The sequence below is a fragment of the Pseudomonas sp. 3JA genome (genome assembly GCF_036961705.1).
GTDB classification, from domain to species: Bacteria; Pseudomonadota; Gammaproteobacteria; order Pseudomonadales; family Pseudomonadaceae; genus Aquipseudomonas; species Aquipseudomonas fluorescens_Q.
Window position 1 is genome coordinate 124,318 of record NZ_JBAMDJ010000003.1, and the last position, 23,700, is coordinate 148,017.

Consider the following 23,700-nt stretch of genomic DNA (forward strand, 5'->3'; position numbering starts at 1 on the left):
GACGTTCCTTGTTAAGTGGGATGGGGTTAGTGCAAATCGGCAACCTGCTTGACGGCCTGGCTGGAAAATTCATCGTCGCGGCAACGGGCCGGGGAAAAATGCTGATAGTTGAGCTGCAGCGCCGCCAGGTCGTCCGGCATGGCGATGCCCAGCGCCGCATGGCTGCACAGGCGTGCAATGGCGGGCGCAGCCTGGATGCCGTAGCCACCGAGGGCGGCGAGCCAGATAAAACGCTCTTGCTGTGGGTCCTGGCCGAGCACCGGCGAGCGGTCGGCGACGAAGGTTCGCAGGCCCGCCCATTTGTTGATGATCGAGCGCGGACGCAGGCGCGTGGTGTTTTGCAGGCGATCCATGGTGATGGCCAGGTCAAGCTCTTCCGGCAGTGCGTCGCAGGGCAACGAAGGGCTTTCATCGCAGGGGGAGACGATCAGCCGCCCGGCTTCAGGCTTGATGAAAATGTCCTCGTCGACCGTGCCCAGGTAGGGCGTGTGGTGCACGTCGCACTGTGGATCGACTGCCAGTACGGTGCGCCGCAATGGTCGGACACCGACCTTGGGCACGCCGCAGCGTTCGGCGAATTCATCGGCCCAGGCACCGGCGGCGTTGACCACGATGGCTGCTTGCAATTGCTGGCCGTCCTGGGTGTGCAAGCGCCAGTGCCCGTCGCGATATTCGCCACGCAGCACTTCGGTCTCGCGCTTGATCACGCCACCGCGGGCCCGCAGCCCACCGAGGTAGGCGCCGTGGATGCCATGCACATCCAGATCGAAGGCGCTGGGCTCGTAGATCCCGGCGCTCCAGGCGCCTTCGGCGAGGTAGGGGACCAGCTCCTGCACTTGCTTGTCGTCGAGCAGCTCGGCCGTGGGCACTTGCCCCAGGACGGCGCTGAAACGCGCTTTGAGTTTGTCCACCCGTGCCGCCTGGGCCACGATCAGCGCGCCCCGGGGCGACCATAGCGGATGCTCGGCCAGGCCTTCGGGCGGGTTCTCGAAAAAGCGCCGGGATGCGCAGGTCAGTGAGCGGATCTGTTGGTTGCCGTAGCTTTCCATCGAGATCGCGGCTGAACGCCCCGTGGTGTGATAGGCCAGTTGCTGTTCCTGTTCGAGCAGGCAGACGCTGCCATGGGCTGCCAACTCATAAGCGGCAGACACGCCGGCGATGCCGCCACCCACCACAATGAAGTCGTAACGAGTGGTCATGGTCGGCTGCCCTCGGCAATAACGGCGGCTTTGCGTTCGCGGGTGTAGGTCAGCACGAAGTGCGCCACGAGGCCGAAGATCAAGCCCCAGAACGCGGCGGCCAGGCCGAGGAAACTCATGCCCGAAGCCGTTACCAGGAAGGTGATCAGTGCCGCTTCGCGTTGTTTCTCGTCAGCCATGGCGCCGGTCAGCCCGGCACTGATCGCGCCGAACAAGGCGAGACCGGCGAGGGAAGCGATCAATTCTTTCGGCAGTGCGGAGAACACCGAGGCCAGGGTGGCGCCAAAGGTACCCATCAGAATGTAGAACACCCCGCAGGCGATCCCGGCCATGTAGCGTTTGTCGCGGTCTTCGTGGGCTTCGCGGCCGGTGCAGATCGCTGCGGTAATGGCCGCCAGGTTCAAACCGTGGGAACCGAACGGGGCCATCAGGATCGAGCCAATCGCGGTGACCGAAATGATCGAGCGTGCTGGCGTGTTGTAGCCCGAGGTGCGCAACACCGCCATGCCTGGCACGTACTGGCCGGTCAAGGTCACCAGCGCCAGGGGCAGGCCGATGTTGATGATTGCATGCCAGTTCCATTCAGGGGCGATGAAGACCGGTTGGGCCACGGCGATGGTGATCGAGGTGCTGTTGAGTTCACCGAACGAGGCGGCCACCGCGCAACCGACGATCAGCACCGACAGGATCGCGTAGCGTGGCGAAAAGCGCTTGAAGATCAGGTACGCCGCGATCATCGCCAACACCAGCGCCGGCTGCAGTTTGATCGACGTGAACAGCTCGGCGCCGAAGCGGAACAGGATCCCGGCGAGCATGGCGGCGGCAATGGCCTTGGGCAGGCGGCTCATCAGTTTGTCGAACGCACCGGACAGGCCGACCAACGCGATGATCACCGACGCCACCACATAGGCACCGATGGCCTGGGGCAGGGTCACGGTGGGCAGCATCGACACCAGTAACGCTGCACCCGGTGTCGACCACGCGGTGATGACCGGAACACGCAGGCGCCAGCTCAGGAACAGGCCGGTAATCCCGCTGCCAATGGAAATGGCCCAGATCCATGAAGACACCACGTCATTGGGCAGGTGCGCTTCCTTGGCTGCCTGGAACACGATGATGAGTGGGCCTGCGTAGGAAATGATCACGGCGATGAAGCCCGCGATGATCGCCGACAGAGATAGATCCTTTCTGAATGTGTCCATGATGTCTCGACTTGGCGCGACAGGAGCGCGCAGTGAATGATTGAGTCGATTGCTTCGATTCGAGATTAGTGTATTTGAATGAATTGAGTTGATTCAATAGGGGGCGGGATTGTTACGAGATATTTTTCTGCCATGACAGGCTATTTTTGCGATTTTTATGAATTAACTATTTGATTTTAAATAATATTATTTCTAATAAATTTTTCTTCATGGCGCATTGAAAAACGATTCAATAATCGTATCAATCGATTCAATGTGTCGATTGTGTCGAATTATTAGTTGCCTAACCTCCATGTGATATGCTCGGATATTCATCATTTCTACGATGGGCAGTGATCATTCATGTGGGTTCCCCAGCTAAGCGAGTTCAGCCAACCGATGTATTTGTCGATTGCCGATGCGTTGGCGCGCGATATCAACAACGGCGTGCTGAACGAGGGCGATCGCCTGCCGACCTTGCGGGAGTTGGCCACCACCTTGAATGTCACGCCGGGCACCATCAGTCGGGCCTATAGCGAGGCCCATCGGCGTCGGTTGGTGCAGGGGGAGGTGGGGCGTGGCACTTACGTGCTCAACCAGAAGCAGCTGGAGCTGCCGGCCAGCAACAGTGCCGCCGCGCCACTGAACCTGGGGCAATCCGAACTGCTCGATCTTTCGATCATCAAGCCCTACAGCGAAACCCTGGAGTACTGGTTGCGTGGCGCCCTGGTGGGCATGGCCAAGAGCACCGATTTCGCTCGCGCACTGGATTACGCGCCGGATGGCGGTCACCCGGCGCATCGCGAGGCGGGGGCGCAATGGTTGCGTCATTCATTGCCCGACGCGCAATGGCAGCAAGTGGTGATTACGGCAGGGGCCCAGCATGGCTTGATGGTGGCGATGAGCGCCCTGACCAACGCCGGTGACCTGGTGCTCTGCGAAGCGCTTTGCTACCCGGGCATCATTTCCCTGGCCCACGGTCTTGAGCGTCGCCTGCGTGGCGTGCCAATGGATGACGAAGGCATCATTCCCGAAGCGTTGCGCGAGCTGTGCCTACGAGAGAAGCCGGCGATGCTGGTCTGCGTGGCGACTTGCCAGAATCCGACGGCGGCGATCATGTCGCAGAAGCGTCGGGCCCAGATCGCCGCGCTTGCCGAGGAATTCGACTTCATCATCCTGGACGATGATATCTATGGCTTCCTGGCCACCGATCCGTCGATCAAGCCACTGTCGGCCTTTGCGCCGGACCGTTCGGTGTACCTGACCAGCCTGTCGAAATCGGTCATGCCGGCGCTTCGCGTCGGTTATATCTACAGCCCGCCAAAACTGCTGTCGCGCCTGACCTCGATGGTGCGCAGCAGCGTCTGGATGCCGTCGCCATTGACCGCGCAGTTGGCCAGCAATGTGATTACCGAAGGCCTGGACAAGAAACTGATTCGCATCCAGCGCAACGAGGCGGCGGGGCGACAAGCGATCGCCCGGGAAATCTTTGCCAATTTCGAGCTCAAGACCCAGCCATATTCCTATCACGTCTGGTTGACGCTGCCGGAGCCATGGACCAGCGATGAGTTCACCATGCTCGCCCGGGCCAACGGCGTATTGGTGCTCAGCGGCACCCAGTTCCAGGCTGAGCGCTCAGGCACCACTCGCTGTGTACGGCTGGTGTTGATGTCCCCCACCAGCCAGGACGAACTGCGTTTCGCCCTGACCAAGCTGGCGAGCCTGATCGATTCGGATCCGCGCCGTTATTACTAAAAGATCGCAGCCTTCGGCAGCTCCCGCACGGTGTATGCCCTGTGTGAGCTGCCGAAGGCTGCGATCTTTTTAGTTATTCGTTCGACGGATTGAGCAGTTCGGACAAGGCGTCCGGCTGGCTCTTGAACGCCTTGGCGAACACATCACGATTCTTCGCCATGTAGATCCCGGCTTCCTCGACCTGTTGCTCGCTCAGCGATGGAACGGCTTTTTGCAACACTTCTGCCAGCAATTCGGCGAGTTCCAGCATTTTGTCATGACGGTCAGCTTCGGCTTTATCCATGAACAAGCGCTCCAGATCTCGGCTGCTGCGGTATACCACTTCGACGGCCATTCACCACCTCACATGCCTTCACATTGGTTGTCTTTGTGACTACTGTATTTATATACAGGCAAAAGAATAAGCGAATCCTGTTGCTTTGGATAGTGGCTTTTTAATGTAGACCGGTTTCGGCATGTGAGGGCAAAGCTTGTGGGAGCAAAGCTGGTGTGGGAGCTTGCTCGCGATACAGCGAATGAAGCTCCCAAAAGTGCCGGATACCAGCCTATCGCCATCTCACCTTCAGTCGCTGGCCTTTTTTCTGCATGCAGAACAACCGTCACGTCCAACCCGCATCATCCGGTCGAGTCGACCTAAGGAAACTACATCGTGAAAATCAACTGGGCCGAGACCCTGCGCCAGAACGTCCATCAACTGGCCGAGTCCCTGGGGAACCTGTTCGTCGAGACCTTCCATTACCTGGCCCTGTTCGCCATTGGTGCGGTGACCGCGTGGGCAGCGGTGATGGAATTCTTGCAGATGATCGAAGCAGGACACATCAAGATCGATGACATCCTGCTGCTGTTCATCTACCTGGAATTGGGGGCGATGGTCGGGATCTACTTCAAGACCAACCACATGCCGGTGCGGTTTCTGATCTACGTGGCGATCACGGCGCTGACGCGGCTGCTGATTTCCAACGTTTCCCATCACAGCCCGCCAGACCTGGGGATCATCTACTTGTGCGGTGGCATCCTGCTGCTGGCGTTTGCGATCCTGGTGGTGCGCTACGCTTCGTCGCAGTTCCCCTCGGTGAAGATCGAGCACCCGCACCGCAAGGTCGGCGCGGGTTCCAGCGAACATGCCGAGGTGGAGAAAGGAGAAATCTAGATCCCGGCGGCAGAGGGCGCCGGCCCCAGTGCGTGCGGTGGTGGCAGCTTGATGCTGTCACCGCCGGTCATGGCTTCGAGGATGGCCACGGCGCTGTGGCCCTGCTCAATGGCGATGCCGAACTGAATGCTTTGCACCAGGCGCTTGAGGCGCTCCGGGTCGTTGCGCTGCAGGGCGCTGATCATGCGTTTGGCGACGATGCGCCCGCTCTTGGACAGGGTCAGCATGATGCTGCCGTCCAGGCCCTGAATGCTCAGGTTGATTTGATAATGCGGCGCAAAGGCGTCGGTAATGATCTGAAAAGGGTTGTCCATGATGCGTCACCGCCTGATTGAACGTGCAGTTGTTGACCGGCCATGATCGGGATTAGTTCGCAACGCCGGACCACCGGCCATTCCATGATCGTGTTCAGCTCAAGATTCCAGGGGCCAGGCAGATCTGCGGATCAAAAGATCGCAGCCTGCGACAGCTCCTACAGGGAGTTAGCAAGTGGCATGCCGGAAAAACTGTCGGACAATGATCACGGAGCCTGGGCGCCGAACGCTCTGGAATGCGGCTGTGGTCGCTGCCCGTTTCGGGGCAATAACGCGCGGATGTTCGCTGACGGTGCAGGTGGGGAGGCGATTTACGGTGGGTAGGCAGGGCGGGGGCAACTCCCGACATTAACAGCGCTTTTGCCTGTTGTCTGGCTTTATTTGCGTATGAATATTTATCTTTTTTTAGGGGTTGAATTGTTCTTCCGCCAGCCCGACTCTGTATTCAAGGGGCCGTTGCATCAACGTCGACGGCCCCCGGCGAGCTAGCTGAAATAAGGGATGAACTATGCAAATCCAAGTCAATAGCGATAACCATATTCAAAGCAGCATCCGACTGGAGGAGTGGGTACGTACTACCATCGAAAGCACGCTCGAACGTTATGAAGAGGACCTGACACGGGTCGAGGTTCATTTGCGGGACGAGAACGGCGACAAGCCGGGTCCCCATGACCTGCGTTGCCAGCTTGAAGCACGGCCGAAGGGCCATCAGCCGATTTCCGTGACGCACAAGGCCGAATCGCTGGAACTGGCGATCGAAGGCGCGGCCGCCAAACTTGAAAATGCCCTGGAGCATTTGTTCGGCAAACTGCGCGGCAAGCGCGCCGCCGTTGCGACACCGACCGAATCCGTTGCCTTGGCCGATGCGCTATTGGAAGAAGAATTCCTGGAGAACGAACGGGCCGCCCTCAACGGCTGAGCCCGATCGCTTGAAGTCACTCACCGAACGGGCCTGCAATCGCAGGCCCGTCTTGTTTCAGCGGTTCACCGTAGCCCCGAATCAAAACGCCACGGACGTCTGCACATACAGCGTGCGCGGTTCCCCCACGTACTTGCCTCGGTTGTTGTCGTCGAACGAGCGGGTGAAGTATTGGGTATTGAAGATGTTCTTCACGCCCACCGCCACGTTCAGGTCCGACAGTTGCGGGCCGAAATCATAGGCAGCGCGGCTGCTGAACAGCATGTAGCCGGGGATATTGCCGGTACTGCCGTCGGCGCTTTCAGCCCGGGTGTTGGCGTTGTCGGCAAACTGCGCGCTCTGATAGGTGCTGTCCAGGTTCAGCTTCCACGGCCCGTCCGTATAACCCACGCCCAGTGTGCCTTTGTGCTTCGAAGAGAATGGCACGCGGTTGCCTTTGTTCGGTCCGTCTTCACGAATGGTGGCATCGACGAAGGCATACGTGGCATACACGTCGAAACCGGCCAGTGCAGGGCTCAGGCCATCCAGGGCGTAGTTGATGCTGGTTTCGATGCCTTGGTGGCGAGTCTCGCCGCGGGCGATCACCGAATCGTTGGTCTGATTGCTTTCATACTGGTTGTCGAAGTTGATCAGGAACGCGCCGATCTCCGCCCGCAGGTTGCCATCGTCATAGCGGGTGCCAAGCTCCCAGGTGCGGGCCTTTTCCGGTTTCACTTCGCCGCTGCTGACACGGTTGGGCATCTGGCTGTACTGCACACTGCCGAACGAGCCTTCGGTGTTGGCATACAGATTCCACTCATCGGTCAGGTGATACAGCACGTTCAATGCCGGCAAGGCCGTGTTGTAGTCGCCCTTGTACTTCACATTCGTCAGGTTGTTGGTCTGCTGGGATTCGATCATTTCGTAGCGAACACCCGGCGTGATGGTCCATTTTCCGATGTCGATCCGGTCATCGATGAAAAACGCATTGGCCTCGGTGCCCCCGCGCGTATCACGGTCGTTGCGGCTGGAGGTTGTCGGCAATTCGTTGCTGGCGATGGGCGTGCGATAACGCAGCTCATGGCCCGCCTCGTTGATGTAGCGATAGCCGACGCCGACCTCATGGCTGGTGGGGCCGAGGTCGAAGCCTTGGGCGAAACGGGTTTCCAGGCCGCGGACCCAATATTCGCGAGGTGACAGGGACAGGAAGGTGCCCTGGTCCAGGTAGCCGCTGCGCAAGGTCTTGGTGAAGAACGTGCTGGCGGTGAATTCCCGGCGGTCCTGTTGGTAGCGGTAGCCGACATTGACCAGGGTGCGACGGCCCCAGAAACGGTCGTTCGGACGCGTGGATTGATACGGGTCGGCATCGTAGTCGGCCACATTCAGGCCGCCGGGCATGTCGGCCTCGCCTTCGTAATACTGGGCCATGGCATTGAAACTGTTGGCCTCGTCCAACTGGTAGTTGCCCTTGAGGATCAGGTCATCGATTTGTGTGTCGCTGTGTTCGCGCCAGTCGCCGCCGCGGGTGCCGGAATACAGCAGGGCACCGCCCAAGCCGTTGTCGGCGGTGCCGCCGGCCAGCAGATTGGAGGAGGTCTTGAAGCCGTCATGGCTGGAGGACGGGCTCGTCTCGGTCTGCAAGCCCCCTTTTACCGTGGGTGCATCGGGAATCGCCCGCGTCACGAAGTTGACCACGCCGCCGACGTTTTGCGGGCCGTAGCGCACCGCGCCGCCGCCGCGCACGACATCCACCGCGTCCATGTTGCCCATGCTGACCGGCGCGAACGATAGTTGCGGTTGGCCGTAAGGTGCGAAAGGCACCGGGATGCCGTCCATCAGCACCGTGGAGCGTGAAGCCAGGCGAGGGTTGAGCCCGCGAATACCGAAGTTCAGCGCCATGTCATGGCTACCAGTGCCATTGTTTTCCGGTGCATTGACGCCGGGAATGCGATTGAGCACATCCCGCGCCTGCGTCGCACCCTGGCGTTCGAACGTTTCACGGCGGATAACGTCACGGGCGCCGGGGTGTTCGAAGACATTGGCCTGCGCGGCGTCGCCGAGCCAGTCTCCGACCACGGTGGTGGTGCCGATGTCCAGCGCGGTGGTGGAGGCCGGCTGCAGGCTGAAGGCATTATCTCCCTCGGGCCGGGCTTGCAGGCCTGTGCCTTCGAGCAGCGCACTGAGCCCTTGCTCTGGGTTGTAGCTGCCTTCCAGGCCACGACTCTGCAGACCAGCGGTCGTCTGCGAGCCGAAGGAAATCAACACCCCGGCCTCCCGCCCGAACTGATTGAGGGCATTTTCCAGTGACGACGGCGCGATGTGATAGGCCTTGGCATCTGCAGCCTGTACGCAAGGCAGTGCGACGAAACTCAAGCTGGCCCCCAGGAGCCATTGACGCACGGTACGGGCGAGCGGGGTGAGGCGGGTAGGTTGCTGCGGCATGGATGAGGATCCCGAGAAGGTTGTATCGAAGTGGCTTTCCTTCTCTGTCACCCGAGTCCGGGAAAACGGCTCACGGTTGCGTGTTTTTTTCTGGCAAGACGATCATGGTTCAAGCGCGAGCCTCGACCGAGACCCAATAGCGAGTAAAGCGGCGTACGTTTACCGGCAGGCTGACCTCCAGCAGATCGAGGATTCGTTCGCTGTTGTCCAGCGGATAAGTTCCGGAGATCAACAGGTTGGCGACCGCCTCGTCGCAGCGCAATTGGCCGCGGCGGTACCGGCCGAGTTCGTCGAGAAAGTCCGCCAGGCGCATGTGCGCGGCTATCAGCATGCCTTCCGTCCAGGCACCGCTGTTGGCATCCAGCGCCGTGACGGGCCCGGCGCCGTTGATGCCAAGGCTCAGTTGCCGTGATGTGCCCAGCAACGAAGACGGGCCGTTTCGGCTGCGAATGTCCACCTCGCCGTCAAACACCGCCACTTGGGTGTGTTCCGGATATTCGCGTACGTTGAACCGGGCGTTGCGGCTTTCCAGCCGGCCATGGGCGGTCAGTACGTACAGGGGCCTGGGGTCCCGGGCCGCAGTCAACAACAGTTCACCCTCCAGCAGGCGGATCAAGCGACGCTGAGCGTCGAAGCGAACGTCGACCGCGCTGCCGCTGTTGAGCTGCAACTGGCTGCCGTCATCCAGCATCAGGCGACGCCGTTCGCCCACCGGGCTGCGGAAATCGGCCATCAAGGGTGGCAGCCATTGGCGCTCACGCAGGCCCCAGGCCAACGTTGAGCCGGCCCCCAGTACCAGCAACGTCTTGAGTGCCCGCCGCCGCATGGCGGACTTCGGTGCATTGAGGGCCGCATGGGCTAACGCAGGGGATACGCTACGCAGCCGTTGATTGACCCGTTGGATATGTTCCCAGGCGCGGCGATGTTCGCTATGGGCATCGAGCCATTGCTCCCAGGCTTGCTGCTGGCGGGTGTCGAGTGGACCTTGCTGTATTTCCAGGAGCCAGTGCACGGCCTGCTCGGCGACTTGGGCGCTGACGTCAGGTGCGCCATTGATCGACGGGGTCATAAAGCAAAGTAGCAGCGCATCGCTGCCTTGTTCAGATGGCGCTTGACCGTTGCCAGGGAAATCCCCAGTTCACGGGCGATTTCGTTGTAGGTCAGGCCATCGACCTGGGCCAGCAGAAACGCCTGCTTGACCGCTCGCGGCAACCCATCGAGCAGTTGATCCAGTTCCGTCAGGGTTTGCAGGATGATTGCCCGTTCTTCCTCCGACGGCGCCACCTGCTCCGGCAGTTGGGCGAGGGTGTCGAGGTAGGCGCGCTCCAGGTCCTGGCGGCGGTAATGGTTGAACAGTACGCGCTTGGCAATAGTCGTAAGGAACGCGCGGGGTTCCAGGACAGGCTGCGGATCGCGCGTCGTCAGTACGCGCATGAACGTGTCCTGCGTCAGGTCGGCGGCACTGTCGGGGCAGCCGAGTTTTCTTCGCAACCAGCTGTTGAGCCAACTGTGATGGGCGTTGTAGAGCACTTCGACGGTGTGTGCAGGCGGCAACGAGGAACATCCCGACAGCGCTGAGCTGTGCTAGAGAACAAGAATTGTTCGCATTGTAGGGGCGCGGCAGTGGCTACGGCAATCGGGATCAGTGCCTGGTTGTTTCATTTGACCGGAGCGCGGTGGTGCCTAGCGCAAGAATGCCTGTCGATATTCCCCGGGGCTTGCCCCCAAGGTCTGGCGAAAACGATTGGTGAAGTGGCTGGCGCTGGCAAATCCGCAGGCCAGCGCCACGTCGCCCAGCGGTTGTGAGGTGGTGCGCAGCAAATGCCGCGCGCAGGTCAAGCGTCTGGCCAGCACATATTGATGAGGAGGCAGCCCGAAGCTCTCGCGGAACATCCGCGCGAAGTGGTATTCGGACAACGCACACAACGCCGCCAATTGGCCGAGGCTGATGGCATCGGCCAAGTGGCTGTCGACGTAATCCACCAGCAACCGCCGCTGATGAGCGGCCAGGCCGCCTTTGAGGCGAAGTCCCTGGCGCTGGCCGACCTGGCTGAGCAGCAAGTGGTTGAGCAGGTCATGGGCCAGGCTGGTGGTCAGCAGGCGTTCACCGGGTTCGTCCCAGTTCAGCGCGATCAACTGGCGAAAACGCTGTGCCTGTCGCGGGTCGTCGAGGAAGGTCTCTTCGTGCAGTTGCACCTGCCGGGGCTCGCGGTCCAGCAGTGTGACGCAACCAAGGGCAAATTGTTCAGCACTGAAATACAGGTGGGCGAGGCGAATGTCGCCGTTGATGACCCAGGCCGATTCATGTCCGGCCGGCAGGATGCAGAGTTTGTCCGGTGCCCCCGTGGTGTCGGGCCGCTCGCGGCGAAACGTACCGGTGCCGCCAGCGATGTAGCACGACAGCGTATGGTGCGTTGGCGCCTCGTAGTCCCGGGCGTCGTGGTGGTTGCTCCACAAAGCGGCCGCCATGCCGTCCCCGAGCTCGGCGCTGTGCTCCAGGCGAGCATTGGGCGAGCTGTTGAGGGCTTGAAAGACTTGCAGGCTTTGTAGTGTGGGCATGATCGGTTCTCTCCAACGCCTTGCATCCTACTCCGTCGTCCCGTTCCTGCCAGCCCGCCAGCCGACAAAACCGCAAGTTTATGCAAGTGCCGCAGCGGCGGCGGCGTGACACTGAAGGTCATTGTCAGGAGCCGTCACCATGAACCTCTCGTTGTACCTGCTTACCGTGCTCATCTGGGGCACCACCTGGATCGCCCTGAAACTGCAGTTGGGCGTCGTCGCCATTCCCGTGTCGATTGTCTATCGCTTCGGCCTTGCAGCCCTGATCCTGTTTGCCATGCTCTTGCTCAGCCGGCGCTTGCAGGTGATGAATCGGCGCGGTCATTTGATTTGCGTTGCCCAGGGCCTGTGTCTTTTCTGCATTAATTTCATGTGCTTCCTGACTGCCAGCCAGTGGATTCCCAGCGGGTTGGTCGCCGTGGTGTTTTCCACCGCCACGCTCTGGAACGCCCTCAATGCCCGCGTGTTCTTCGGTCAGCGGATTGCCCGTAACGTGCTGTTGGGGGGCGCCCTGGGGCTGCTGGGGCTGGCGCTGCTATTCTGGCCGGAACTGGCCGGCCATAGCGCAAGCCCGCAAACCTTGCTTGGCTTGGCGCTGGCGTTGCTGGGCACCTTGTGTTTCTCGGCAGGCAACATGCTGTCGAGCCTGCAGCAGAAGGCGGGCCTCAAGCCGTTGACCACCAACGCCTGGGGCATGGCCTATGGCGCGGCGATGCTGGCGGTGTGGTGTGCGTTCAAAGGCATTCCGTTCGACATGGAATGGAACACGCGCTACATCGGCTCGTTGTTGTACTTGGTGATCCCAGGTTCGGTGATCGGCTTTACGGCCTATCTGACGTTGGTGGGACGCATGGGCCCGGAGCGGGCGGCGTATTGCACCGTGTTGTTCCCGGTGGTGGCGTTGAATGTCTCGGCGTTTGCCGAAGGGTATCAGTGGACCGCGCCGGCGCTGGTCGGGTTGGTCCTGGTGATGCTGGGGAACGTGCTGGTGTTCCGCAAGCCGCGGCCGGTGGCGACGAATGTCGCGCTGGGTGCCCGCTGAGACAGAACGCCTGGCGATAACCCCGTGGCGAGGGAGCTTGCTCCCGCTGGGCTGCGCAGCAGCCCCCTGCGGTTTATCTGACGCTTTGCGGTGGTAGACAGACCTTGGGGTTGCTTCGCAACCCAGCGGGAGCAAGCTCCCTCGCCACGGTGTGTTCCGCCGGGGACTTTTGCGGAGGGTTTACTTCCAGACTTGCGGGTTGACCAGGTTCTTCGGTCGCTCGCCCAACAAGGCACTGCGCAAGTTATCCACAGCCAGATTGGCCATGGCCTCACGGGTTTCGTGAGTCGCCGAGCCAATGTGGGGCAAGGTCACGGCGTTTTTCAGCTGGAATAGCGGCGATTCGGCCAATGGCTCTTTCTCGTAGACATCCAGCCCGGCACCGCGGATGCGGTTGTTCTGCAACGCTTCGATCAACGCGGGTTCGTCGACCACAGGGCCCCGGGAAATGTTGACCAGGATGGCGCTCGGTTTCATCAGGCCCAGTTCACGCTGGCCGATCAGGTGGCGGGTCTTCTCGCTCAACGGTACGACGAGGCAGACGAAGTCCGCTTCGGCCAGCAACTGATCCAATTCGCGAAACTGTGCGCCCAGTTGGTTTTCCAGTTCAGTCTTGCGACTGTTGCCGCTGTAGAGGATTGGCATGTTGAATCCAAGTCGGCCACGCCGGGCAATGGCCGCGCCGATATTGCCCATGCCGACGATACCCAGGGTCTTGCCATGTACATCGCTGCCGAACAGTTGCGGGCCGACTGTCGCCTGCCATTGGCCAGCCTTGGTCCAGGCGTCCAGTTCGGCCACGCGCCGGGCGCTGCTCATCAGCAGGGCGAAGGCCAGGTCGGCGGTACTTTCGGTGAGTACGTCGGGGGTGTTGGTGAGCATGATCCCACGTTCATTGAAGTAGGCCAGGTCATAGTTGTCGTAGCCCACCGACACGCTGGAGACCACTTGCAGGTTCGTGGCGCTCTGCAGTTGCTCGCGGCCGAGCTTGCGACCGACACCGATCAGCCCATGGACGTGAGGCAAGGCTTCGTTGAACTGCGCGTTGATGTCGCCGTTCGACGGGTTGGGGACGATCACGTCGAAGTCCTGGCGAAGGCGTTCGATCATGGGGGGCGTGATACGGCTGAAGGCAAGTACGGTTTTTTTCATCGTGCAAGGCTCATCTGCAGGGAATACCAAGCACGCTAACATTCCTGGCGCGGGTTAGGCGAGAGGGGAGAGTGTAATCGCAGCGCCGCCAGTCCTCTGGGGGATCTTTACAGACTCAGGCGGCTCGCAGGGAAATGAACGCGTAGGTGACCGGTGCTTCAGTGACCACCCGCGCGCCGCTGGCCGAGACCTGGTTGGCCACATCCTCGCCGGACAGGTGGAACTGCCATTCGCCAGGCGCTTGGTCCAACGGCCGAGAGCGGGCTTGATCGATGGCGGCGGCAAACGCAGCCATGTTCGGCAGGTAGGCCGTGAATCCGTCGCCCTTCAACGCCGTCGTGTGGATACCCAGGGATATGCAGATGCGCTCCTTGATCGCGATTTCCTCACGATCGGCCTGGCGTGAACGCTCGATCAACCGGGCCAGTTCCTGGTCCACCAATTCACCGCCAAGTATCAACTGCGGCCCCGTTTCCCACGACTCCGGTGGGCAATCCTTGGCGGCGGGATTGAGCGGGATGTGTGGATTGATTTCCATGGGATAAATGCGGCATACCAAGGGTCTGCGCTCATAGATGCGGCACAGGTTTTCGTCGTCCAGATTATGGCAACGACCCACGTTATAAGCGGCGAACGTGATCGCCACCAGCGCGTCGCTCGTGCCGCTACGGACCACCGCCGAGCGTCGTTCGGCATGTTCACGTTGCGCCACCGGAAGGCCGAGGCCATTGGGCAGGAAGGCCTCGACCAGGACAATCACCTGGCCGCCGTCATTCGCCCACATCCTGGCTTCGTCGAGGGTCAGAGGAACGTGATGGCCGGTACAGCATTTACCGCACCCTACACAGGAAAACGTTGTGTTCATTGATCGACCGAAGGCAATAGGCTGAAAGCAGCGCCGGAAAAACGCCGCGATAAGCCCTGCGAAGCAAGTTATGCGCCATTCATCGAGGGGCATCGGTCGAGCGGATCGAGTCCCATTCGGTGACGAAGGCGGTCCTGGTTTTCTTGCGGTAGAGGCACAACTCGGTGCCGGTTGCGCCTTTCATGTGTTTCTGTGGGTATTGGCCTTGCAGCAACACAGCGGTGTAGCCCACCCGGTCGTCGAATTGCGCGGCGGTGCCGACGGGTTCGGGGTCTTTAAGGCCGCTGGCCTTCAGGCAACTGGCGAGCACTTTTTTGTCGTAGGCGGCCCAGGCGTCGGGGCTGGAAGCCTGAGCCTGAAAGGTCATGGCGGCAGTGAGGCCCAGGAGCATCAGCACAGAAGCTTTCATCAATAATGTCCTTGTTCAGGGGAACCAGGACAGGAGTATGCCTGAGGTCGGAACAGTGTTCAGAGGCCGCGAGAATCGCAGCCTCCCGGTGGGGTCAGCGCCCTTGTTCGGCGACGGCCTTGGCCGCGGTGATCAGGCACTTGGTCAATTCAGGCGACGAGAACTTGGTGAGCACCCCGTTTGCGCCGGCCAGTCGGGCTTTCTCGCTGTTCATGGCGCTGTCGAGCGACGTGTGCAGCAACACGTAGAGGTGCGCGAAGTCCGGCGTTTCGCGCAGGGTCCGGGTGAGGGCGTAGCCGTCCATTTCCGACATTTCGATATCGGAAACGATCAGGTTGATCTCCTGCGCAGTGCCCTGCAGTTCCAGCAGGCATTCGATGGCTTCCTTGGCGCTGCGGGCGGTGTGGCATTGCAGGCCCAGGTTGCGCAGGGTGTGTACCGATTGCTGCAGCGCGACCTGGCTGTCATCGACCACCAGGATCCGTGCGTTGCCCAGCACCTCGGCGTCTTCCATGCTCAGTTCGGTCGGCGCGGTTTCGATCTGCGCTGGCGCGATGCCGTGGATGACCTTTTCGATGTCAAGCACTTGCACCAGCGTGCCGTCCACCGAGGTCACGCCGGTGATGAACGCCCGCACGCCGCCGGAACCGTAGGGCGGCGGTTTGATGTCGGTGGTCAGGCAATGCACGATCTTGCTCACCGCCTGCACATGCAGGCCCTGTTTGGAGCGGCTCACATCGGTGACGATCAGGCAACCGCCATCCGGATCTTCCAGCGGTCGCTCGCCAATGGCGCGGCTCAGGTCGATCACCGACAACGACGTCCCGCGCAGGGTGGCGATGCCTTTGACGTGCGGATGGGACTCCGGCAGTTTGGTCAACGGTGGGCAGGGAATGATTTCACTGACCTTGAGCAGGTTGATCGCCATCAGCTTGCCGCTGCGCAAGGTAAACAGCAGAAGCGAAAGTGAATCTGCGCGGGCTTTGTTGGAAGACATAAAAACCTTCTGTGGAAAAAGGTGGGGCGAGCATACCGCTCGCCAAAACAGCTTTTGATATTGGGTTATCGACTTGTCGGGGGCAGGCTTTAGGGCGAAAGCTGTCGATAACAGGGGGCGTTGTAACAAGATCCCGGTGGTGAGGCGTTTTTGTGGCGAGGGAGCTTGCTCCCGCTCGAGCGCGCAGCGGTCGCCAAATTCGACCTCCCACCGCGTCTGATGGGAGTGCTTCGCACTCCAGCGGGAGCAAGCTCCCTCGCCACAGGGCCGATCACTTCAGCCCCAACCGCCGGGCCATCCGCCCCAGGTTCGCCCGGTCCAGCCCGAGCTCCCGGGCGGCGCTGGCCCAGTTGTGTTGGTGACGCTCCAGGCAGGCAGCGATCAGCGTGCGCTGGAACTCGTCCACCGCTTCGCGCAAGTCCCCCGTTACGCCCTGCGCGGTCGACGCCGGGCTGATGGACGAAGGCGTGGGGTTGTCCACAGGCGCCTGGGGCAAATCCAGGTCCTGGGCGCTGAGGCTGAGGATTTTCGGGCGCGTCGCGCACCGGCCCAAGGCCTTCAAGGCGCTGCGGCCGATCAGGTGTTCCAGTTCGCGCACATTGCCTGGCCAGTCGTAGGCCAGCAGCGCGGCCTGGGCGTCGCCGGTCAGGCGCAAGCTGCCCAGGCCCATGCGCGAGCGGTTGTGCTCCAGGAAAAATCCGCTGAGCAGCAGCACATCACGTCCACGATCGCGCAGCGCCGGCACCTGCAGCGGGTACACACTCAAGCGATGGTAGAAGTCGGCCCGATAACGGCCGTTGCGCACTTCCTCGGCCAAGTCGCGATTGGTGGCCGCGATCAGGCGCACATCGACCCGGTGTTCCTTGTCCGAGCCCAGGCGTTGCAGTTGGCCGCTTTGCAGTACCCGCAACAACTTGGCCTGGACGGTCAGGGACAACTCGCCCACTTCGTCGAGAAACAAGGTGCCGCCGTCGGCCAGTTCGAACTTGCCGCGCCGGTCGTTCGTGGCCCCGGTGAAGGCGCCTCGTACATGGCCGAAGAGTTCACTTTCCACCAGGGTATCGGGCAGGGCGGCGCAATTGAGACTGATGAGTGGCTGCTCGGCACGTTCTGACGCGGCATGGATGGCCTGGGCGACCAGTTCCTTGCCCACGCCGGTTTCGCCGGTGATCAATACCGTCAGGTCGCTGCCGCCCACCAGCGTGATCTCTTCCACCAGGCGTTTGTGGGCCTTGCTCTGGCCGACCATGTCGCGAGGTTGCTGGCCGCTGGCCTGGCGATAGACCTCGGCGCGGCGGTGCTCGTCCTCGGCCTTCAGGGCCAGGCGCTCGATGCGCTCGGCGGCGCTGACCGTGGTGGCGGCGAGGCTGGCGAAGGCTTGCAGGGCACTCAGGTCGATGGGCTCGAAGCGCTCCGGATCCAGCGAATCCAGGGTCAGCAGGCCCCAGGGCCGCTCGTCGACGAACAGCGGGCAGCCCATGCAGTCGTGAACCTCCAGATGCTCGGCGAGCCCCTCGACCAGTCCGTCGTATGGATCGGGCAGGCCGCTGTCGGCGGCGAAGCGGGTGGGCTGTGGGTTGGCCAGCAGCGCTTCGAAGCGCGGGTGTTCGCTGACCCGAAATCGCCGGCCCAGTGTATCGGTGCTCAGGCCATCCACGGCGAGCGGCACCAGGCAGTCGCCGTCCAGGCGCAACAACGCCGCCGCATCGCAGGGCAGCAAGGTTCGCAAGGTGCCGAGCAGGCGCCGATAACGTTCGCCTTCAGGCAGTTCGCGGGACAGATCGGCCACCAGTGGCAGCAGGGAGGTCAGCAGGGCGGTTGCGGTCATAATGACTCCATGTAGTCGTAACGACTATAAAACGACTTGTGTCAATATGACTACATTGTTTTTAAATGACTGATATTTAAGATGAAAATTTATGGCATGGAAACTGATAAGGCTTAGGTAACTGTTATCGGTCATTCGCCAGGAGTCACCTTATGCTCAGCCAAGAAGAACGCGCCATCATTCGCTCCACCGTGCCATTGCTTGAAAGCGGTGGTGAAGCGCTGATCACTCACTTCTATCGCATGATGCTGTCCGAATACCCGCAAGTGCGCCCACTGTTCAATCAGGCTCACCAGGCCAGTGGCGATCAACCCCGTGCGCTGGCCAACGGCGTGTTGATGTATGCGCGGCACATTGACCAGCTCGACCAGTTGGGCGACCTGGTGGCGAAGATCGTCAACAAGCACGTTGCCTTGCAGATCCTGCCGGAACATTACCCGATTGTCGGTGCGTGCCTGCTGCGAGCCATTGCTGAGGTGTTGGGCGCAGAGATTGCCACGCCCGAGGTGATTGCGGCGTGGGGCGCTGCCTATAACCAATTGGCCGATATCCTGATCGGTGCCGAAGCCGGCATGTACGACAAGAAGGCCGAGGCGCCGGGCGGCTGGCGTGGCGAGCGTGAGTTCATCCTGGCGGCCAAGGTCCAGGAAAGCTCGGAGATCACTTCGTTTTACTTTGAACCGGCGGACAAGGGCCCGATCCTGTTGGCCGAGCCGGGCCAGTACATCGGCATGAAGCTCATGCTCGATGGCGAGGAAGTACGCCGCAACTACTCACTGTCAGCCCTGGCGGACAATGGTCAATACCGTATCAGCGTCAAGCGCGAGCCGGGCGGGCGGGTGTCCAACCACCTGCATCATCATTTCGACGTCGGCAGCCGCATCCAGTTGTTCCCGCCGTCCGGGGATTTCTACCTGACTGCCAGCGACAAACCGCTGGTGCTGATCAGTGGCGGCGTCGGCATCACCCCGACCCTGGCCATGTTGCAGGCGGCGCTCCAAACCGAGCGGCCGGTGCATTTCATCCATTGCGCGCGCAACGGCCGTGCCCATGCCTTCCGCGACTGGATCGACGACCTGGCCAAGCGGCATCCGCAGCTCAAGCGCTTCTACTGCTACGACGAAGACGACGGCTTGAGCCCGGCGGCCGACAAGGTGGGGCTGCTGAGCCAGGAACAACTGGCGCAATGGCTGCCGCAGCAACGTGACGTGGACGCCTATTTCCTCGGCCCGAAGGGCTTCATGGGTGCCGTCAAGCGTCACCTCAAGGCCTTGGGCGTGCCGGAGCAGCAGAGCCGTTACGAATTCTTCGGCCCGGCGGCAGCGCTGGAATAAGGTCTCCACGCCCGCCAGATCCCTTGTGTGAGCGGGCTTGCTCGTGAAGACGGCGGCACATCCAACATTGATGCAAGCTGACCCATCGCTTTCGCGAGCAAGCCTGCTCGCGATGGCGACGGCAGGTCCATCCTTGTCCAACTGCCAGAATTAATCCGCACTTAACCTTCTTGCGGTCTATTCCCCTTCAATGTCGACGCCCGCTGCTCGTTCACTGTCATGGTCTGCGTGTAGACTTCGGGCATCCGACCGCGCGCCCGAATGTTGCCGTGCCGCGCGTCGATCCATGCAGACAAAGGGAAACGCAATGAGTGAGGAAATGATGCGGTTAGGGCGTGAGCGGCGCTATCTGGTGCTGCTGGGGCTGATCTGCCTGGCGCTGATTGGCGGTGCGCTGTATATGCAGGTGGCCCTCGGTGAGGCGCCGTGCCCGCTGTGTATCTTGCAACGCTATGCGCTGTTGCTGATCGCAATCTTCGCCTTCATCGGCGCCGCCATGCGCACCCGCCGCAGCCTGACGATCTTCGAAGGCCTGGTGGTGCTCAGCGCCCTGGCCGGTGCCGGTGTGGCAGGGCATCACGTGTACACCCAGTTCTTCCCGGCGGTCAGTTGCGGCATCGACGTGTTGCAACCGATTGTCGATGACCTGCCGTTGGCGAAGATCTTTCCATTGGGATTCCAGGTCGACGGCTTTTGCTCCACCCCCTACCCACCGATCCTGGGGCTGTCCCTGGCACAGTGGGCACTGGTGGCCTTCGTGTTGACAGTGGTGCTGGTGCCGTTGCTGGTGTCACGTAACCGCAAACCGCTTCGCTGAAACGCCTCGATGAAACGCCCCGGTTCTCTCCTGGAGAGCCGGGGCGTTTTACGTTTCACGCTCAAGCCGGAGCGTCCTTGATCCGAGGCAAGAATGACCTGCGGCAATGTGCGACACGTTGTCACATATCTTGCGGCGCTCAGCCCTTGCGAGGGAGATAAAGCACGCTTTCCTGTAACAAAAAAATGTCTGGTTTCGCAATCAGCGTATCGCCTGCAGCAGGCATTTTTAACAGCGCCACGTCAGGCGGCGCAGGCCCCGAAAACTGGGCGCTTGCCGGGCGAAAAACCTCTTGATGATCCTCTCGAGCTGTCTAAATCGGGCGTAGTAGGCCTACGTTTTTTGGGGTTCTTGTTGAGAATGAATTTCGATAACATGCTGGCTCGTTGCAATATCGGCAAGAGATTGTTGCCGGATCGGATAAAAATTATTTCGAGATGAGACATGGTCTACAGCGCGTCAGCTCACTACAATCGCCCGCACCGATTTTCCGACCCGGCTCAAGCTTGAGCACGAGAGTGGTCGAAGGGCGCCAGCGCCCCATGCGACCCCAGGTGTCGGTGCCTCCAACTACCCGCACCAAATGGAATTGGGCTTGAACTAGGCCTTTGACCAACGAATAAGAACTCACTGCTGGCCCAGGATGTGTCGAACTGCCGCTGACGTTCGACGGGCAGCCCTTATTCAATCCAAGAAAATGCCAACCCTTGGCAGGGTGAAGTGTTGGCGATCAAAACCCAACTGCATTGCGCAAGCTGCTTTAGAGGTCGTGAGATGAGTAAAAACAGGTACCCCCGATTACTAGGCTTGTTGCCGCTGCTCGGCACGTTGCTGCTGGGAGGCTGCAACATGACCTTGCTCGATCCCAAGGGCCAGGTCGGCCTGGATGAACGAAACCTGATCATCACCGCTACGCTGCTGATGTTGCTGGTCGTTGTGCCGGTCATCGTCATGACCTTCCTGTTCGCCTGGAAGTACCGCGCAACCAATACCAATGCCACCTACACGCCGAAGTGGTCGCACTCGACCAAGATCGAAGTGGCGGTGTGGACCATTCCGGTGCTGATCATCATTGCCCTGGGTTACATCACCTACAAGTCGACCCACGCCCTGGACCCCTATCGTCCGCTGGATTCGGACGTCAAGCCGATCACCATTGAAGTGGTCTCCATGGACTGGAAGTGGCTGTTCATCTACCCGGAACAAGGCATCGCCACGGTCAACAAGATCGTGTTCCCGGCCCACACGCCGATCAATTTCAAGGTCACTTCCGACACCGTGATGAACTCGTTCTTCATCCCGGGCCTGGGCGGCCAGATCTACGCGATGGCGGGCATGCAGACCAAGCTGCACCTGATCGCCAACCAGAACGCCGAACTCGACGGTATCTCCGCCAACTACAGCGGCGCGGGCTTTACCGGCATGAAGTTCAAAGCAATCGCCACGACCCAGGAAGATTTCGACGCCTGGGTCAACGATGTGAAGAAGGCACCTAAACAGCTTGAAAAAGCTGAATACGAAGCCCTTTCCAAGCCGAGCCAGAACAACCCAGTCGAACTCTACTCGTCGGTTACGCCGAACCTGTTCCAGACCATCATCGACAAGTATGAAGGGATGAATCCGGGCAAGCCGATGCACCACGAGAAGAACGAGAAGGAAGTGGCTCACAACATGGAAGGGATGGACATGAGCTCGCATTCAGCTGCCGGGGCAGAGGAGTAAACGATGTTTGGTAAATTAAGTTGGGAAGCGATCCCGTTCCACGAGCCGATTGTCATGGTGACCCTCGCCATCATCGCGCTCGGTGGTCTGGCATTGTTTGCAGGCATCACTTATTTCAAGAAGTGGACCTACCTGTGGACCGAGTGGCTGACCTCGGTCGACCACAAGAAAATCGGCGTGATGTACATCATTGTCGCCATGGTCATGCTGCTGCGTGGTTTTGCCGACGCCATCATGATGCGTACCCAGCTGGCCATGGCCACCGAGGGTTCGCCTGGCTACCTGCCGCCTGAACACTATGACCAGATCTTCACCGCCCACGGTGTGATCATGATCATCTTCATGGCGATGCCCTTCTTCACCGGCCTGATGAACCTTGCAGTGCCGCTGCAGATCGGCGCCCGTGACGTTGCCTTCCCGTTCCTGAACTCCTTGAGCTTCTGGTTGCTGGTGTCCGGCGTGGTGCTGATCAACCTGTCCCTGGGCGTTGGTGAATTCGCCAAGACCGGCTGGGTTGCCTATCCGCCGCTGTCGGGCCTGCAATACAGTCCGGGCGTGGGGATGGATTACTACATCTGGGCGCTACAGCTTTCCGGATTGGGTACGACGCTGACGGGGGTCAACTTCCTGGCCACCGTGGTGAAGATGCGTACCCCGGGCATGAAGCTGATGGACATGCCGATCTTCACCTGGACCTGCACCTGGGCCAACGTGCTGATCGTCGCTTCCTTCCCGATCCTCACCGCCACCCTGGCGTTGCTGACGCTTGACCGCTACATGGATTTCCACATTTTCACCAATGAACTGGGTGGAAATCCGATGATGTACGTCAACCTGTTCTGGGCTTGGGGTCACCCTGAGGTGTACATCCTGATCCTGCCAGCGTTCGGGATTTTCTCCGAAGTCATCTCGACCTTCTCCGGCAAGAAACTGTTTGGCCACCACTCGATGATCTACGCCAGCGGCGCGATCTCGGTACTGGGCTTCATGGTCTGGCTGCACCACTTCTTCACCATGGGCTCGGGTGCCAGCGTCAACGCCTTCTTCGGCCTGGCGACGATGCTGATTTCGATCCCGACGGGGGTGAAGCTGTTCAACTGGCTGTTCACCATCTACCAGGGCCGTCTGCGTTTCACCAGCCACGTGATGTGGACCCTGGGCTTCATGGTGACCTTCGCCATCGGCGGCATGACCGGCGTATTGCTGGCCATCCCGGGTGCTGACTTCGTGTTGCACAACAGCCTGTTCGTGATCGCGCACTTCCACAACGTGATCATCGGCGGTGCGGTGTTCGGCTATATCGCCGGTTTCGCCTTCTACTTCCCGAAAGCGTTCGGCTTCAAGCTGCACGAAGGCTGGGGCAAGGCAGCGTTCTGGTTCTGGATCACCGGCTTCTTCGTCGCGTTCATGCCGCTCTATGTACTGGGCTTCATGGGCATGACCCGTCGCTTGAACACCACCACCAACCCTGAGTGGGTGCCGTACCTGTACGTCGCCATGTTCGGTGCGGTGATGATCGCTGTTGGTATCGCCTGCCAGCTGATCCAGTTGTATGTCAGCGTGCGCGATCGTAACAAGCCAGAGAACATGTGCGAACACGGCGACCCGTGGAATGCCCATACCCTGGAATGGTCGACCTCTTCGCCACCGCCGTTCTACAACTTCGCCGTGCTGCCAAAAGCAGACGTCATCGACCCGTTCACCGAAGCCAAGGAAAACGGTACCGCGTACCCGGTCCCGGCCAAGTACGAGCCGATCCACATGCCCAACAACACGGCTACCGGTGTGGTCATGGGCGCGCTGCTGACCGTGTTCGGTTTCGCGATGATCTGGCACATCTGGTGGCTGGCCATCGCCAGCCTGGTCGGCACCGTGGTGTATTTCGCTATCCATGCTGCCCGTGACGATCAGGGCTACATGGTGCCGGTGGATGTCATCGAGCGCATCGAAGCCGAGCAGCACAAACGTCTGGTAGCGGCCGGGAAAGTCCCAGCCACCGCCACCCGTGTTGAAACCTCGTTGGAACAGGCTTAAAC

At 60.6% G+C, this 23,700-nt stretch carries 22 protein-coding genes; 9 read left to right on the forward strand and 13 right to left on the reverse strand.

Going from position 1 to position 23,700, the window contains the following annotated elements; genetic code table 11:
* Positions 1-26: 26 nt before the first annotated feature.
* Entirely contained in the window at positions 27-1,199 is a 1,173-nt protein-coding gene (locus tag V7773_RS03485) for an NAD(P)/FAD-dependent oxidoreductase (protein ID WP_336072367.1), read from the reverse strand.
* Positions 1,196-2,401, reverse strand: coding sequence for a benzoate/H(+) symporter BenE family transporter (locus V7773_RS03490; RefSeq protein WP_072344330.1), 1,206 nt, complete (start codon positions 2,399-2,401; stop codon positions 1,196-1,198). Before V7773_RS03490 ends, V7773_RS03485 begins: the two co-directional genes overlap by 4 nt.
* Before the next feature lie 342 nt (positions 2,402-2,743).
* Between V7773_RS03490 and V7773_RS03495 the strand changes: the two genes are divergently transcribed.
* The gene (locus tag V7773_RS03495) at positions 2,744-4,135 is read left to right on the forward strand and encodes an aminotransferase-like domain-containing protein (protein ID WP_058543599.1); all 1,392 of its coding nucleotides are present in this window, start codon (positions 2,744-2,746) and stop codon (positions 4,133-4,135) included.
* 73 nt (positions 4,136-4,208) lie between these two features.
* Here the strand turns inward: V7773_RS03495 and V7773_RS03500 are convergent, their stop codons facing one another.
* Positions 4,209-4,469, reverse strand: coding sequence for a YebG family protein (locus V7773_RS03500; protein WP_063324447.1), 261 nt, complete (start codon positions 4,467-4,469; stop codon positions 4,209-4,211).
* A 315-nt stretch (positions 4,470-4,784) separates the two neighbouring features.
* Between V7773_RS03500 and V7773_RS03505 the strand changes: the two genes are divergently transcribed.
* Positions 4,785-5,285, forward strand: a complete 501-nt coding sequence (locus V7773_RS03505) for a phosphate-starvation-inducible protein PsiE (protein ID WP_063324448.1) — start codon at positions 4,785-4,787, stop codon at positions 5,283-5,285.
* On the opposite strand, the gene V7773_RS03510 is transcribed toward V7773_RS03505, so the two are convergent.
* The gene (locus V7773_RS03510; protein WP_336072368.1) at positions 5,282-5,599 is read right to left on the reverse strand and encodes a DUF3509 domain-containing protein; all 318 of its coding nucleotides are present in this window, start codon (positions 5,597-5,599) and stop codon (positions 5,282-5,284) included. The two genes, V7773_RS03505 and V7773_RS03510, sit on opposite strands and share 4 nt — an antisense overlap.
* A 508-nt stretch (positions 5,600-6,107) precedes the next feature.
* On the opposite strand from V7773_RS03510, the gene V7773_RS03515 reads away from it, so the two are divergent.
* The gene (locus tag V7773_RS03515; RefSeq protein ID WP_092149421.1) at positions 6,108-6,518 is read left to right on the forward strand and encodes an HPF/RaiA family ribosome-associated protein; all 411 of its coding nucleotides are present in this window, start codon (positions 6,108-6,110) and stop codon (positions 6,516-6,518) included.
* Between the two features lie 81 nt (positions 6,519-6,599).
* Here the strand turns inward: V7773_RS03515 and fecA are convergent, their stop codons facing one another.
* The 4 genes from fecA to V7773_RS03535 all read right to left on the reverse strand — a co-directional run bounded on the left by fecA (position 6,600) and on the right by V7773_RS03535 (position 11,498).
* Positions 6,600-8,939, reverse strand: coding sequence for a TonB-dependent Fe(3+) dicitrate receptor FecA (fecA, locus tag V7773_RS03520; RefSeq protein ID WP_336072369.1), 2,340 nt, complete (start codon positions 8,937-8,939; stop codon positions 6,600-6,602).
* Positions 8,940-9,048: 109 nt separating this feature from the next.
* Positions 9,049-10,008: a FecR domain-containing protein gene (locus V7773_RS03525; protein WP_336072370.1), complete on the reverse strand. Its 960-nt coding sequence runs from the start codon at positions 10,006-10,008 to the stop codon at positions 9,049-9,051.
* Positions 10,005-10,493 carry a sigma-70 family RNA polymerase sigma factor gene (locus tag V7773_RS03530; protein WP_092149430.1) on the reverse strand — a complete coding sequence of 163 codons (489 nt, stop codon included), beginning with the start codon at positions 10,491-10,493 and terminating at the stop codon, positions 10,005-10,007. Before V7773_RS03530 ends, V7773_RS03525 begins: the two co-directional genes overlap by 4 nt.
* A gap of 129 nt (positions 10,494-10,622) precedes the next feature.
* Entirely contained in the window at positions 10,623-11,498 is an 876-nt protein-coding gene (locus V7773_RS03535) for an AraC family transcriptional regulator (RefSeq protein ID WP_336072371.1), read from the reverse strand.
* A gap of 139 nt (positions 11,499-11,637) precedes the next feature.
* Here V7773_RS03535 and V7773_RS03540 point away from each other — a divergent pair, with 139 nt between their 5' ends.
* Positions 11,638-12,540, forward strand: coding sequence for a DMT family transporter (locus V7773_RS03540; RefSeq protein ID WP_336072372.1), 903 nt, complete (start codon positions 11,638-11,640; stop codon positions 12,538-12,540).
* Positions 12,541-12,720: 180 nt separating this feature from the next.
* Here V7773_RS03540 and V7773_RS03545 read toward each other — a convergent pair whose 3' ends face one another.
* The 5 genes from V7773_RS03545 to norR all read right to left on the reverse strand — a co-directional run bounded on the left by V7773_RS03545 (position 12,721) and on the right by norR (position 17,791).
* The gene (locus tag V7773_RS03545; RefSeq protein ID WP_063324456.1) at positions 12,721-13,692 is read right to left on the reverse strand and encodes a 2-hydroxyacid dehydrogenase; all 972 of its coding nucleotides are present in this window, start codon (positions 13,690-13,692) and stop codon (positions 12,721-12,723) included.
* A 115-nt stretch (positions 13,693-13,807) separates the two neighbouring features.
* On the reverse strand, positions 13,808-14,557 hold the full coding sequence (locus tag V7773_RS03550; protein WP_336072373.1) for a YkgJ family cysteine cluster protein: 750 nt from the start codon (positions 14,555-14,557) through the stop codon (positions 13,808-13,810).
* Positions 14,558-14,636: 79 nt separating this feature from the next.
* A complete protein-coding gene (locus V7773_RS03555; RefSeq protein ID WP_336072374.1) occupies positions 14,637-14,966 on the reverse strand; it encodes a hypothetical protein in 330 nt (109 codons plus the stop codon).
* Between the two features lie 94 nt (positions 14,967-15,060).
* Positions 15,061-15,963, reverse strand: coding sequence for a chemotaxis protein CheV (locus V7773_RS03560; RefSeq protein WP_072388262.1), 903 nt, complete (start codon positions 15,961-15,963; stop codon positions 15,061-15,063).
* 271 nt (positions 15,964-16,234) lie between these two features.
* Positions 16,235-17,791: a nitric oxide reductase transcriptional regulator NorR gene (gene norR / locus V7773_RS03565; RefSeq protein ID WP_336072375.1), complete on the reverse strand. Its 1,557-nt coding sequence runs from the start codon at positions 17,789-17,791 to the stop codon at positions 16,235-16,237.
* 152 nt (positions 17,792-17,943) lie between these two features.
* On the opposite strand from norR, the gene hmpA reads away from it, so the two are divergent.
* The 5 genes from hmpA to cyoB all read left to right on the forward strand — a co-directional run bounded on the left by hmpA (position 17,944) and on the right by cyoB (position 23,698).
* Complete coding sequence (hmpA, locus tag V7773_RS03570; RefSeq protein ID WP_063324461.1) at positions 17,944-19,125, forward strand: NO-inducible flavohemoprotein; 1,182 nt, start codon at positions 17,944-17,946, stop codon at positions 19,123-19,125.
* A gap of 307 nt (positions 19,126-19,432) precedes the next feature.
* Positions 19,433-19,942 (forward strand): disulfide bond formation protein B, encoded by a 510-nt coding sequence (locus V7773_RS03575; RefSeq protein ID WP_033062546.1) that lies wholly within the window; start codon positions 19,433-19,435, stop codon positions 19,940-19,942.
* Positions 19,943-20,035: 93 nt separating this feature from the next.
* A complete protein-coding gene (locus V7773_RS03580) occupies positions 20,036-20,383 on the forward strand; it encodes a hypothetical protein (RefSeq protein WP_336072376.1) in 348 nt (115 codons plus the stop codon).
* Positions 20,384-20,716: 333 nt separating this feature from the next.
* On the forward strand, positions 20,717-21,664 hold the full coding sequence (cyoA, locus tag V7773_RS03585; protein ID WP_057451773.1) for a ubiquinol oxidase subunit II: 948 nt from the start codon (positions 20,717-20,719) through the stop codon (positions 21,662-21,664).
* Between the two features lie 3 nt (positions 21,665-21,667).
* The gene (cyoB, locus tag V7773_RS03590; protein ID WP_057451772.1) at positions 21,668-23,698 is read left to right on the forward strand and encodes a cytochrome o ubiquinol oxidase subunit I; all 2,031 of its coding nucleotides are present in this window, start codon (positions 21,668-21,670) and stop codon (positions 23,696-23,698) included.
* Positions 23,699-23,700 lie beyond the last annotated feature (2 nt).